General features: G+C 40.9%; 10 protein-coding genes. 3 read left to right on the forward strand and 7 right to left on the reverse strand.

Features of this window, described 5'->3' with window-relative positions; translation table 11 throughout:
* Positions 1 to 124: 124 nt before the first annotated feature.
* Both mgtE and HHA42_RS00390 read right to left on the reverse strand, forming a co-directional pair.
* Positions 125 to 1,459: a magnesium transporter gene (gene mgtE / locus HHA42_RS00385; RefSeq protein WP_168525022.1), complete on the reverse strand. Its 1,335-nt coding sequence runs from the start codon at positions 1,457 to 1,459 to the stop codon at positions 125 to 127.
* Positions 1,460 to 1,648: 189 nt separating this feature from the next.
* On the reverse strand, positions 1,649 to 4,747 hold the full coding sequence (locus tag HHA42_RS00390) for a multidrug efflux RND transporter permease subunit (RefSeq protein WP_168525024.1): 3,099 nt from the start codon (positions 4,745 to 4,747) through the stop codon (positions 1,649 to 1,651).
* Positions 4,748 to 5,030: 283 nt separating this feature from the next.
* Between HHA42_RS00390 and HHA42_RS00395 the strand changes: the two genes are divergently transcribed.
* Entirely contained in the window at positions 5,031 to 6,209 is a 1,179-nt protein-coding gene (locus HHA42_RS00395; protein ID WP_168525026.1) for a hypothetical protein, read from the forward strand.
* A gap of 38 nt (positions 6,210 to 6,247) precedes the next feature.
* Here HHA42_RS00395 and HHA42_RS00400 read toward each other — a convergent pair whose 3' ends face one another.
* From HHA42_RS00400 to HHA42_RS00420, 5 genes are all read right to left on the reverse strand, one after another.
* Positions 6,248 to 7,399: a helix-turn-helix transcriptional regulator gene (locus tag HHA42_RS00400; RefSeq protein WP_168525028.1), complete on the reverse strand. Its 1,152-nt coding sequence runs from the start codon at positions 7,397 to 7,399 to the stop codon at positions 6,248 to 6,250.
* A gap of 262 nt (positions 7,400 to 7,661) precedes the next feature.
* Entirely contained in the window at positions 7,662 to 9,296 is a 1,635-nt protein-coding gene (gene groL / locus HHA42_RS00405) for a chaperonin GroEL (protein WP_168525030.1), read from the reverse strand.
* A gap of 60 nt (positions 9,297 to 9,356) precedes the next feature.
* Positions 9,357 to 9,647 (reverse strand): co-chaperone GroES, encoded by a 291-nt coding sequence (locus HHA42_RS00410; protein WP_004972131.1) that lies wholly within the window; start codon positions 9,645 to 9,647, stop codon positions 9,357 to 9,359.
* A gap of 185 nt (positions 9,648 to 9,832) precedes the next feature.
* Positions 9,833 to 10,606 (reverse strand): metallophosphoesterase, encoded by a 774-nt coding sequence (locus HHA42_RS00415; protein WP_168525047.1) that lies wholly within the window; start codon positions 10,604 to 10,606, stop codon positions 9,833 to 9,835.
* Positions 10,587 to 11,519 (reverse strand): diacylglycerol kinase family protein, encoded by a 933-nt coding sequence (locus tag HHA42_RS00420; RefSeq protein ID WP_252726286.1) that lies wholly within the window; start codon positions 11,517 to 11,519, stop codon positions 10,587 to 10,589. Before HHA42_RS00420 ends, HHA42_RS00415 begins: the two co-directional genes overlap by 20 nt.
* A gap of 420 nt (positions 11,520 to 11,939) precedes the next feature.
* On the opposite strand from HHA42_RS00420, the gene HHA42_RS00425 reads away from it, so the two are divergent.
* Both HHA42_RS00425 and HHA42_RS00430 read left to right on the forward strand, forming a co-directional pair.
* Positions 11,940 to 13,769 carry a phosphoenolpyruvate carboxykinase (GTP) gene (locus tag HHA42_RS00425; protein WP_168418836.1) on the forward strand — a complete coding sequence of 610 codons (1,830 nt, stop codon included), beginning with the start codon at positions 11,940 to 11,942 and terminating at the stop codon, positions 13,767 to 13,769.
* Between the two features lie 183 nt (positions 13,770 to 13,952).
* Positions 13,953 to 14,387 carry a hypothetical protein gene (locus HHA42_RS00430; RefSeq protein WP_168461429.1) on the forward strand — a complete coding sequence of 145 codons (435 nt, stop codon included), beginning with the start codon at positions 13,953 to 13,955 and terminating at the stop codon, positions 14,385 to 14,387.
* Positions 14,388 to 14,391: the final 4 nt, after the last annotated feature.

A 14,391-nucleotide genomic window follows, 5' to 3' on the forward strand; every position in this document is an offset into this window, starting at 1 on the left:
TTAAAGCAATCTATTTGAGAATAAAGCAGATTTTTACTCAGGTCTGTTATGTTTTTATAAATGCTAATCTAAAATGAATTTAAAGTGCTTAAAGGATTTATTTAAGGCAACAGAAGCCCGATATTTAAAGTAAAAGCTGTGAAGCAATAAATAAATACACCACCACGCCTGTTGCATCACAAATGGAAGTCACCAACGGTGCAGATGCACTCGCAGGGTCTAGCTTCAAACGATTCAGGATAAAAGGCAGGCTCATTCCAATTAAACAGCCCATCAGGACAATGCCCATCATACTCAAAGCCAGCACCAGTGAAACCATAAGATCGCCACGGTAATACCCTAAAATAGAGACTGCAAACGCCATAGTGCCACCTAAACATAGCGCGACTAAACTTTCACGCCCAAGCAGATACAACCAATCTTTAAACTGCACATCGCCAGTGGCCAGTGCTCGCACCATCAGTGTTGCAGACTGAGAACCTGCATTTCCACCACTGCCCACCAACAACGGTAAAAAGAACACCAATACAATATGTGCAGCAATAATTTCTTCATAGTGTGCGATTCCCATACCAGACAACAAACTGCCAAAGACTAGAATCACCAGCCAAAACACACGTTTACGGTATAAAAATAAAATAGGTGCAGTTTTCATACTCAGTCCAGGCGACGAACCAACGGCACTCGACTTTAAAAAGTCCTCCGTAGTTTCAGCCTGCACCACATCCATTGCATCGTCATAAGTGACAATCCCCAACAAATGCTGTTCATCATCCACTATCGGCAAGGCTAGGAAATCATAATGACTGAGTTTTAGGGCAATACTTTCCTGATCTTCTGTGACCAAACCAGTCACCAAGTCGGTACACATCACCTGTTTAATTTTTTGCTCAGGCGGATTTTGGATAATCTCCCTTAAAGAAATGACGCCAAGCAGTTTCATAGCCTCATCTACAATATAAATCAGGTATAAAGTTTCCCGATCTGCTGTCATTGTGCGCAGTTCATCTATGGCTTGCTGCATATTTAATTCAGGCGAAAGCACCACAAAGTCGGAGCTCATAATGGCGCCAGCCGACTCTTCGGGATAATGCGCCAAGGACTGAATTTGAGCGCGCTTTTCTTCTGCAATATTTAAGCTGATATAGCGTTGTAAATTGGGTGACAGTAATTTATATAAGTCAGTGCGATCATCTGAATGCATCTCTGAAATCAAAGCAACTAATTTCAGAGGAGCAATGGTTTCAGCAATTTTTAGCTGTGAATGTAAGGGCAAAAACTCCATCACCAAGGCAGCACTGTCTAATTGTTCAATTAAACTGACCTGAGCTTGCAGACTTAAATACTGTATTAAATCGGCTAAATCGGCAGGGTTAATATTTTGAATTATCTCCTGCACGGCACTGTATTGATGTGATTGCAGTGCATGTTCTAACTGTTCAGTGTGTAAAAGTTTCATGCCAAACACCAATACCATCAGCCCACGGGCGTAGCCAAATACGAATGAAATATGAGCTAAAGATTTTCACAGTATTTAGTAAATTTAAGATTAAGCTTGCTAATTTTACAGGCTTGAGCTTGGAGCAACATCATAGCCTAAAACTCAGCTAAGCATTTCATTAAAATCATTTTTTAAGCGATAACAAGCTTAGATTTTTTGTACTTTAGGTTTAAACACCGAACGAATCAACACATACATAAACGGAATAAAAATTAAGACTAAAATTGTGCCAAACACTACCCCACCCAACACACTTACGCCAATTTCCTGACGGCTTGCTGCGCCTGCACCAAAAGCGAAGACCAATGGTAATATACCTGCGCCAAATGCCAATGAAGTCATTAAAATTGGTCTAAGCCGTAAACTCGCACCTTCTAAAGCAGCTTGCACCACTTGTTTTCCCTGCTGCTGCGCCACAGAGGCAAATTCCACAATTAATATTGCATTTTTACAAGACAAACCAATGGTGGTCAGTAAGGCAATTTGAAAATAAATGTCGTTAGGAAAGCCGGCAAAATAACTAAATAGAATATTGCCACCTATACCCAATGGAATTGCAGTCATTACTGCGGTTGGAATGCTCCAGCTTTCATACAAGGCAGCCAAACACAGAAAAATAAAACCAATTGAAACCAAATATAAAATTAAGGCTTGAGCGCTGGACTGATTTTCTTCATAAGACAATCCACTCCATGCCAAATCTATTCCTTGTTGCTGTGCAACTAATTGTTCCAAATCACGCATAGCCTGACCAGAACTTTTGCCTTCTGTCGTATCGGCTTCCATTTGCAAGGCGCTATATCCCATGAAACGATTGACCACTTCAGGCCCACCACCCCAGCTTAGCTGGGCAAACTGGCTAAATGGCACCATCTGGTTTTGTTGATTACGTACCGACCACTGATATAAATCTTCAGGTTGAGCACGAAACTCTGCATCGCCTTGCATAATCACACGTTTAATTCGGCCGCGATCAATAAAATCATTAATATAATTGCCACCCCATGCAGCCGACAAAGTGCTGTTGATTGCAGTTTGGGTTAGACCCGCTGCCATGGCTTGTTTCTGATCCATCGTGACATTTAATTCAGCTTTTTCTGGGTTAGCACGCTGATCCAAATTTTCAAAACTTGAGTATTGGCTCGCTTGCTTCGCTAAGTTCTCAAACTGTTGCGTTAAAAAGTCCCGCCCTGCACCATTCACATCCCGAATCCAAAACTCTAGACTGTCGGTTTGCCCCAAGCCACGTACTGAAGCAGGCAATCCAATCATAATCTGGGCATCAGGATGCTGACGAAAATGTTGCATCGCCCGTTCACGAATGGCTTCTGCGGTATTCGCTTTACCCATTCGTTCATCCCAATGTTTAAGTGCTATAAAGCCTTGGCCTAAATTCTGTCCCGTTCCCGAAAAATTTCGTCCATAACGCAGCATCACCAAGTCAACATTGTCTGCCTCTTGCTGCATGAAATATGCACGGACACTTTCTCCCACTTCTCGGCTTTTCGATAATGGTGCACCTTCTTGTAATTTAATCTGAACAGATAACATGCCTTGATCTTCATTGGGAATAAAACTGGTTGGCAATGCACGGTAAAATAAGGCAAAGACCGTGAGTAAACTAGCAAAAACAACCAGACAGATGCTCTTATGTTGCATGGTCCATGCAGAAAGCTGGAGATAGCGTTGTTTGAATTGTTCCAGTTTTTGATTAAACCACAACGCCCATTTTGCAGGCTGTGGATTCGGCTTTAAAATCAAAGCACATAATGCAGGCGTTAAAATGAGCGCAACCAGTAAGGATAAAGCCATTGCAGTAACTAACGTAATGGAAAACTGACGATAGATCACGCCTGTTGACCCACCAAAAAATGCCATAGGAATAAATACTGCTGTCAGTACTAAGGTAATACCCACCAAAGCACCACTAATTTCCTGCATGGATACAATGGCGGCCTGTTTAGCGTTAAGCTGCTGTTCATGCATTAAGCGCTCTACGTTCTCCACCACCACAATCGCATCATCCACCAATAAACCAATCGCCAAGACCAACGCAAATAAAGTCAGGGTATTGATGCTCATGCCAAATACTTGCAGAATGGCCATCGTCCCTAAAATCACCACAGGCACAGTCACGGTGGGAATAAGTGTGGCGCGCCAATTCTGTAAAAATAGGAACATGACTATCACCACCAAAATGACTGCTTCAATTAAAGTTTTCACCACTTCTTTAATCGATTCCTGTACAAATGGCGTGTTGTCTCTTGGAAATACGATTTGATAGCCGTCAGGTAACTGCTGTTTTAAATGCTGTATTTCTTTTTGAATTAAAGCCGAGGTTTGCAGCGCATTCGCCCCTGAAGATAAGGAAATCCCCATGCCTGCCGATGGAAAACCATTAATGGTATTAAAACTTTGATAATTTTCTGCTCCCAATTCAATACGAGCAACATCTTTTAAATAAACAAAGCCACCTGTTTGATTGGCCTTTAAAATAATATTTTCAAATTCTTCTACAGTTTTTAAGCGTGAACCTGAGGTAACTTTGGCATTGAGGTATTGATCCTGAGCAGTCGGTAATTCTCCAATTGCCCCTGCGGCAACCTGTGTATTTTGTGCTTGTACTGCTGCCCGAATATCGCTGGGCATTAAGGCATATTGTTTAAGCTTTAAAGGGTTTAGCCAAACTCTCATGGCATATTGCGAACCAAAAACATCGACCTCTCCTACACCCTCAATACGGGCAAGGTCTTGTTCCAAATGGCTCATCATATAATCTGATAAGGCAATATTACTGCTTTTGCCTGTAGCATCGTACAAGCCAATCACCATGTGCATATCACCTAGTGATTTGAATACATTTACACCCTGACGTTGTACATCTTCAGGTAAACGGTTGATTGCACCATTAATGGCATTTTGCACTTGTACCTGTGCGGTATCTGGGTCTGTGCCATTTTCAAAACTGATACTGATACGGCTGCGCCCCGAAGAATCACTGCTCGAGCTAAAATACAGCAGATGATCCAGCCCTCGAATCTGCTGCTCCAGCACTTGGGTCACGCTCTCCTCCACTGTTTCTGCCGAAGCTCCAGTATAAGTGGCACTCACGGTAATGCGGGGTGGTGCAATATCTGGATAACGCTCGACCGGCAAACCTAAAATGGAAAAAATACCAAACGCCATGACAATAATGGCCAGGACTCCAGCAAAAATAGGACGTTCAATAAAAAATTTTGACAGCATAAAACAGGATCACTTTTCGGTGGCAGCGTTGTTATTTAAGTCTTGCTAGAGCATCAAATTTATCAGCAAAATCAGAAAGCTTAAAAGGGTTTCTCAAATTACCACAGCTAAATAGATCTTCTATGACGACCTATCAAAAAATGCAGTTTTGTCACAAAAATATGCTTGTTTCTCCATCATTCCTCACATATTTGGCTTATACCCTCCCAATTTTGGGATAGCACCTAAACTCATCTAATTTCTATACTGCAGACATGACAATTTGAATAACAAGGAATTCGTGATGAAAAAAACTTTATTATGCTTAACTTTAGCAGGCTTACTCAGTGCATGTGGCGGTTCAGACAATGATTCTGGTAGCAATCAGAATCCACCACCATCAAATCAAACCACTGAGAATTACGGTACTTTTTTAAATAGTTCTGTCGATAATGTAAGCTATGAAACCAGTTCTGGTATAAGTGGCACACTTACAGAAGAGAATAAAACTTTTAAATACCAATCTGGAGATAAAGTTCAATTCAGTATTAGTGGTGTACAAATTGGTGGACTAGTTACAGCTCAGGATAATATTTCTCCTGCAGATTTATTCACAGATGAAACTGCCCAAAAGAATCTACTCAGCTTTATTGATGCTTTAGATTCAGACCCTGATACTGATGGAGTGCAAATTAGTGATGAAATACTTGAGAAGTTAAAAAACATTCCTAGCATTACTTTCGATCAACCCTTTGAGAATTTCTCTACTCAAATTTCAGAAACTAACCTCTTAAATGATCAAGTCTTAGTAAGCCCTGATGAAATCGTTATTAAACAACAACAAGTTTTTTATAAAGATATCGCAGGCACATGGCAATTGCATGAAAATAATAGTGTAGCAGTGATACACATATTAACGAATGGTAATTATATACTCGGACAAGCTTCTCCAAAAGATGCTGAAAGTCAAGCAGGGATTGAATTAGGCTCGCTTCTATGGAACCCTTTAAACAACAGCTTTGAGCCAACTATTACTCACGATACAAATGGTACAGCAGGTCTGTCTCATGCTAGTGATGGTAAACCCTACACTCTAAGCTCGGATGGCACTTATTTAATTCTGCATGAACCTGGTGCAAATAGTACATATAAACTGACACGTGTAAAACAATCATCAAGTCTAGTCGGCACTTGGAAGTTCTCAGAAACTCAACTCTTTGCCTTCTTTGACAATAATTACTACTTCTTCCTAGATGGAGAAGGTGGTGACGATTGCGGTTGGGCTGGAATTGAATATGGTAAGTTATCCATTACAGCAAATACGCTTACACCAACAGAAGTCTTATATGACACCAATGAATGTAGTGGATTACAAGACTCTTGGGATGGCAGTAAAGTTAATGCAACTTATAGCATCTCAGGAACAAGCCTGACCTTGCATCCGCAAGGCGAAGACCCTGTTACACTACAACGTAGTAACTAAAAACTCTTAGAAGCTGTCTAAGCTAGACTTAGGCAGCTTTAACCAATATGCTCAAAATGAATGGTACAGCCCATTAATAAATGCATCAATTCAATCTGCGATGTACACCCGGTTTTTTCATAAATATTCTTAAAATAGGTACGCACCGAGCTGAGGGTAATTCCACAATGTTCTGCAATTTCTTCTAACTTACAACCATTCAACAACAACTCACACAGCTCAAACTCACGTTTAGACAATTGATAAGCTTGCTGCAAATAGGCTTTTGACAAAGCATAGTGCTGATGCTTATCGGTCAGAAATACCGCAATTTGATGTTGTCCTGCATCTTGATGCTGCATATTTTTTAATTTAGAAAAAGGCACGATAGTCAGCATTAATTGTTGTCCTTTCGCATCTGACAAAGCCAATACACCGCCTACATCTGCATTCAATGCAGACTGTCCTAATAAGGCTGAATTTAATAATTGATCTAAACGACTTTGATCATAAGCATGGGTTTTTAAGCGATTATACAAATCCAAATCTAAACATGAATCGTGTTCAATCATGCTTTGAGCTAAAGGGTTTGAATAAATCAAACTCAGCTGATGATCAAGCAAAATTACACCTGTTTTTAAATGATCGAGCACACTATACAAACTTAAATTTTCTTGTTTAACCAAACTAAATTGACGATGGATTTGTAAGGCACGGCGCAAATGCACACCCAAATGCTTTAAAAAATCCAACTCTTTTTGTTGATACGGCGCTACATCTGGCGCACGATGTAACCCTAAAACTGCCCAACGATGTGAACCCTGATCGAGCAAAACAGCCGAGATATAACTAATTCCCGTCGGATTCAAACACCGTTCATAAAAGATATATTCATCACTTTCAGGGTTTTCCCCATAATGCGATAAATCCGAGCTCGCTACTTGCCCCACACCTAAATTTTCCCACAATACTCGGTGTAACTGCATGTCAATCACGCGAATCCGCTCATCACGATAGGCATGCAAAGCTTCATCTGGAATATTGTGACTAAATAAAAAATCGTAACTTGGGCTAAATTGATCTAAGGCAGTAAAAATAGCGGTTTTACTATCTGTATATTGAACAATATTTTCAATTACTTGCGGCCATAAACTCACATCTACAGCGGCATCATAAATACTGCCTATAATTTCGTGTTCTTGGTTATCCATTTTTATCCCCTTAATGCCTACTCCAGCCTGCATTGCATTTATTTAATCATTTGTTTTTCTTATTGTTCTAAATAGAATAATGAGTTTTATTCACAAAAAAAAGTAGTTTAGATACATATCACACATTTAATGTGTAAATAGAAATTAGTTGGGCAATTTTGCTTTTTCATGTGCATAATTTCAAACTAACAAAAACCTGCACCATAAAAAAACCCCGTATTAAAAATACGAGGTTTTTTTTAACTTTATGGAAGATGATGGATTACATCATACCGCCCATACCACCCATGCCACCCATATCTGGCATTGCTGGCTTGTCTTCTGGAATTTCAGTAATCATACATTCAGTGGTTAGCATTAAGCCCGCAACAGATGCAGCATGCTCAAGCGCAGAACGTGTTACTTTTGCAGGGTCAAGAATACCCATTTCAAGCATATCGCCATATTCAGAAGTTGCAGCGTTATAACCGTAGTTACCTTCACCGCTCTTCACCGCATTGATCACTACAGATGGCTCATCGCCTGCGTTTGCAACAATTTGACGAAGTGGCGCTTCAATAGCACGGCGTAAAATGTTAATTCCGACATTTTGATCGTCATTTGCACCAGTTACACCGTCAAGTGCTTTCGCTGCACGTACTAACGCAACACCACCACCTGCAACAACACCTTCTTCAACCGCAGCACGAGTTGCGTGAAGTGCGTCATCGACACGGTCTTTTTTCTCTTTCATTTCAACTTCAGTTGCCGCACCAATCTTGATCACTGCAACACCGCCCGCTAATTTAGCAACACGTTCCTGAAGTTTTTCTTTGTCGTATTCTGAAGTTGATTCTTCAATTTGCGCACGGATTTGTTGTACACGCTCAGCAATTTGACCTGCATTGCCTGCACCATCCACAATCACAGTGTTTTCTTTAGATACTGTTACTTTGTGTGCAGTACCTAAGTGCTCAAGTGAAGTTTGCTCCAAAGACATACCAATTTCTTCAGAAATCACAGTTGCACCTGTCAAGATTGCGATATCTTGAAGCATTGCTTTACGACGGTCACCAAAACCAGGTGCTTTCACCGCACATACTTTAATAATGCCGCGCATGTTGTTTACAACAAGTGTTGCTAACGCTTCGCCTTCTACATCTTCAGCGATAATCAATAATGGCTTACCTGTTTTCGCAACTGCTTCTAAAACTGTGATTAATTCACGAATGTTGCCCACTTTTTTGTCTACCAACAAAATGAATGGGTTTTCAAGTTCAGCAGTTAAAGTATCTTGTTTGTTTGCAAAGTATGGTGAGATATAACCACGATCAAACTGCATACCTTCTACAACGTCTAGTGAGTCTTCAAAGCCTGAACCTTCTTCAACGGTAATCACGCCTTCTTTGCCCACACGCTCCATTGCTTCTGCAATTAACTTACCTACAGTCGTATCAGAGTTAGCAGAAATCGAACCAACTTGTTCAATCGCTTTAGTATCTGATGCAGGTTTAGCCGTCGCTTTAATGTTTTCAACCACTGCTTTTACAGCAATGTCGATACCACGTTTCAAATCCATTGGGTTCATGCCCGCAGTTACAGATTTGATGCCTTCATTTAAAATGGCTTGTGCAAGTACAGTTGCAGTTGTTGTACCGTCACCTGCGATGTCGTTGGTTTTACTTGACACTTCACGAACCAACTGTGCACCCATGTTTTCAAATTTATCTTTTAGGGTGATTTCTTTAGCAACAGATACACCATCTTTAGTGATGTGCGGTGCGCCAAAAGAACGGTCGATCACTACGTTACGACCTTTAGGGCCTAAAGTTACTTTTACTGCATCTGCAAGGATGTTTACGCCTGCAATCATTTTTGTGCGGGCTGAATCACCAAATTTTACGTCTTTAGCTGACATGTTTGACTCCAAATATCTTTAAATAATGTTCAAATTGACTTTGAATAACGAGTGCTGAAATTAGCCTTCAAGTACCGCTAAAATGTCAGACTCTTTCATAATAAGAAGTTCTTCACCGTCTACTTTAACTGTGGTGCCTGCATACGTACCAAACAAGACTTTGTCGCCCACTTTAACGTCTAAAGCGCGCACGCCATTGTCTGTGATTTGACCATTACCTACTGCAATCACTTCACCTTGAGCTGGTTTTTCTGCAGCAGAACCTGGAAGCAAAATACCGCCAGCTGTTTTTGTTTCTTCTTCAACACGACGAATAACTACGCGGTCATGTAATGGACGAATGTTGCTCATAAATAACTCCATCAGACTAAGTCTATGTATAGATTCCTGATGACGACTTATTTATTCCATGTGTCATCATCAAAATAAATTTTAGATGACACAGTTGTGGGGATGGAAAAATTCGCTTCAAGGGGAAACGCTAAAAATATTTCAGTTTTTGTTGTTTTTTTAGACAAGTTGAGTGGATCAACCTTTTATTCTGTGTTTTGCGGCCACAACACGAATTGTTTTTGTTCTACATCAAAGATGTAATGCTGCACATCACCATTATTGCAGACTATATTTAAGCTATTCGGCATACCTTGGTGCAAACGCTGTGAAATTGCAGTTCCTGCATGAATATCGAGCACAGGATGTGCTGCACCAAGTGCATAGATTTGATTGAGGTCATATACAGCAGGCTGGTGTAAATGGCCATGCAGCAAGGCATGCAAGCCTTTTTTGCTCCATTGTTCCAACGCAATACGTCCCAACACAGGACAATCTTTAATACCGTGCACATTATCGGGCGGTGTATAAAATGGCTGATGTGCCACCAAAATTTTTAACTTATTGCTGGGCGCAGCTTGCAATAAGGCGTCGATCTCCTGAATTTGATGCAAAGAAATATGCCCACGGGTATGAAAACGTCGCCGAATACTGTTCACCCCTATCACATAAAAATGGGCAGTTTCCAAAATTGTTTCCATACGGCCAAAAAACAACTGATACCGTGCAAACGGACTAAAAAAACGATTCCAAAGGTGATATAGCGGAATATCGTGATTACCTGGCACAACCAAATACGGTAAATTCAAACTGTCTAAAAAATGCTTACAGGCATAAAACTGTGCGTAGCGTGCACGTTGGGTTAAATCACCACTGACCACGACCGCTTCTGGTCGCATACTTGCACACAGTTGTTGTACTGCCTGCATACAAGCCACATTTTCAGTGCCAAAGTGCAAATCAGACAGATGCAGCAGCATGTGGCACCTTAATCTTTAATGCATTTTTCAATACTGAAATACGCAGCGGCGGACGCATTTTGACAATTTCTCCATCAAGCGCCACGGTTAGTTGAGGGCGTTTACTATGAATGACCACCTGCTCTGCTGCAAAACTGTACATATCATTGGCTTGCTCAGCTTTCCCCTGAATTAATTGCCACAGAATTTTAAATAAAGTTAATTTATCAGACTTTGCCACGGCAACACCTGCGACTTTGCCTGCTGCTGCAGCTTTGGCAATACGTAAATTCATTTCAGACAGTTGCAATTGATTATTCCCAAAGAAAATGAGCGGCGTTTTCAGCGGATAGCGCTTTGTATCGACCTCTATTTCTAATTTTAATTCTTTACGGTCACGCAGCAGTACATCTAAAGCCGAGGTGTAGGCATGTAAAGGAAAGCGTCCTAAATAACGGTTATAACGCTCACGTTTTTGAATAAATAAAGGGTATAAACCCAAACTGGCATTATTTAAATAGATGTGTTGATTGATTTGTGCCACATGCACAGCACGCGTACTGCCAGTTGCGATCACATGTGCTGCTTCAATTAAATCTAACGGAATATTCAGTAAGCGTGCCACATAATTAAACGTGCCCAAAGGCAAAATCCCCATGGGGATAGATGTCCCTTTTAACTTTGCAGCAACCGCATTTAAAGTACCATCTCCACCCGCTGCCACCACCACACCCACTAAATCAGGATGTTGATGACGTGCCAACACCTGTTGCATTAACGCATCAAAGCCCGTACTCGCCCCAATGTCAAAAGATTGAATTTCAAAGCCATGCTGCGATAAAACGTGCAACAACTCTTCATAAATATCGTCTTTATGATTGGCATGAAATCCAGATTTTTGATTATAAACAATTGATAAGGGCTGTAGCTGCATAAACCTCTGTGCCATTTTTTAAAGCTTTTGTTCTAATTTCAGTCAATTGATGCGGAATGAAAAGCAGCTTTATGTAAAATTCAAATGATGACCATTCATTAAATCAATGACAAACCGATCAAAAAATACAGACTCAACATATTGAATTATATAAAAATAATTTAAATAAATAATGCCCATCAAATATTTAAATAGTGAAAAATATAGCAACAAAAACATGTAAGTATATGTTTCATATACAGTATTATTAATTTATCCAAACATTTTAATCAGAAAGCCAAATCATGCCTAAGTCTTATTTTTTTTATGATTTTGTGCTTTAATACAGCCACTTTTTTTCATATTTCATCTGAACGATGTATCCCGTTGTTCAGATTGTACTTTGTACATCATTTGTACACATTTAAGATAGGCCTCACCATGACCCAAGTGAACGCACCAGAATTCGTTCGTCACCCTAAGCTTATTGCATGGGTTGAAGAAATTGCAAAGTTAACGAAACCAGCAAAAATTGAATGGTGTGACGGTAGCGCTGAAGAATATCAACGTCTTATTGACTTGATGATCGCTAACGGCACCATGCAAGCATTAAACCAAGAAAAACACCCTGGTTCGTACCTTGCAAACTCTGATCCTTCTGACGTTGCTCGTGTTGAAGACCGTACTTTCATCTGCTCTGAAAACAAAGAAGATGCTGGTGCGACCAACAACTGGGAAGCGCCAGCTGAAATGCGCGCTAAATTAAACGGTTTATTCGACGGCTCAATGGCTGGTCGTACCATGTATGTGGTTCCATTCTCTATGGGCCCATTAGGTAGCCACATTGCGCACATCGGTATTGAATTAACTGACTCTCCTTATGTTGCTGTCAGCATGTCTAAAATGGCTCGTATGGGTAAAGCTGTTTATGACGTACTTGGCACAGACGGTGAATTTGTACCTTGCGTACACACTGTTGCTGCTCCATTGGCTGAAGGCGAAAAAGACGTTGCTTGGCCATGTAACAAAGAAAAATACATCGTACATTATCCAGAAACTCGTGAAATCTGGTCGTATGGTTCTGGTTACGGCGGTAATGCATTATTGGGTAAAAAATGCTTAGCGCTTCGTATTGCATCTGCAATGGGCCGTGAACAAGGCTGGTTAGCAGAGCACATGCTGATTTTAGGCGTGACAAACCCTAAAGGTGAAAAACACTATATCGCAGCAGCATTCCCTTCTGCATGTGGTAAAACCAACTTCGCTATGTTGATTCCACCAGCAGGTTACGAAGGCTGGAAAATTGAAACTGTAGGTGACGATATTGCTTGGATCAAACCAGGTGAAGATGGTCGCTTATATGCAATTAACCCAGAAGCTGGTTTCTTCGGTGTTGCACCTGGTACAAATACCAAGACTAACCCGAACTGTATGGCAACCTTACACAAAGACGTAATTTATACCAACGTTGCTGTAACTGATAACGGTGAAGTATGGTGGGAAGGTCTAACCAAAGAAGTTCCTGCAAACTTAACAAACTGGAAAAACCAACCACACACTGGTGAAGAAAAAGCAGCTCATCCTAATGCGCGCTTCACGGTTGCAGCTGGTCAATGCCCTTCTATTGATGCTGACTGGGAAAATCCAGCAGGTGTTCCAATTTCTGCATTCATCTTCGGTGGTCGTCGTGCAGACACAGTGCCTCTAATTTCAGAAGCATTTGACTGGGTAGATGGCGTTTATAAAGCAGCAACAATGGGCTCTGAAACGACTGCTGCTGCAGTTGGTCAACAAGGTATTGTACGCCGTGACCCATTTGCTATGCTTCCGTTTGCTGGTTACAACATGGCAGACTACTTCTCTCACTGGTTAGAAATGGGTGAGAAAGTTGGCGAGAAAGCAAAAGCTGCTGGCAACAAATTACCAGGCATCTACAACGTAAACTGGTTCCGCCGTGACGCAGAAGGCAACTTCGTATGGCCTGGTTTTGGTCAAAACATGCGTGTTCTTGAGTGGATCATTGATCGTTGCGAAGGTCGTGCAGATGCAGTTGAAACACCAATTGGCCGCGTTCCGACTTATGAACAATTGAACTGGACTGGTTTAGATTTCACTAAAGAACAATTTGAAACTGTTACAGCGCAAGACAAAGAACAGTGGATCAAAGAGTTGGAAAGCCACACTGAGTTATTCAACAAACTTGGTGAGCGTTTACCTGCTGCATTGAAAGCACGTCAAGAAGCGTTACTTGAAGCAGTTAAATCTGCGTAATTCAACGCTAACTGCTAAAAAAAGGTCACTTCGGTGACCTTTTTTATTGCGCATAAATTTAAAAACCTAACTCGCAGAAATCTTAAAAACAGTCTTTAGCATGCTTTGTGGTGGTAGCTATGGCATACTTAAAACAAGAATGAAATGACAATCAAAACATGGGACATGATCATGAATAAAGCCATGAACACAACAATGATTATTTTGGGTATGACGGTATTTGGCTTAGGTTTATCTGCTTGTCAAAGCCTGCCTGAACAAAGTGAAAATAGCTTTGTTGGATATAAAGTTGAAAGTAAAACAGCAAATACTGCTATTTTAGCTTACACCCTTGCAGGCCGTCAGAATCAACAACGTGATGAAAACAAATTACAACGTGCTTGCCAGAAAGAGCTAGGTGCACATAAAACCTATCAATTGCGTGTATTAAGTATTAATGAAATTGCCAATCCTGCTGCGCATCAACAAGACCCGTATGGCCGTCAACTTGGTCAAAGCCGCACCTCTATTGGCTTGTCGAACACACCTGAATTACACAGCAGCGAAAACTATGCCACCCGTCAAGCCCTAGATGCACGCCCGAGCACATTGCGTATTGTGCGTTATAGCTGTTCTTAATTTT

This window comes from Acinetobacter sp. A3, assembly GCF_012371415.1.
GTDB lineage: Bacteria > Pseudomonadota > Gammaproteobacteria > Pseudomonadales > Moraxellaceae > Acinetobacter.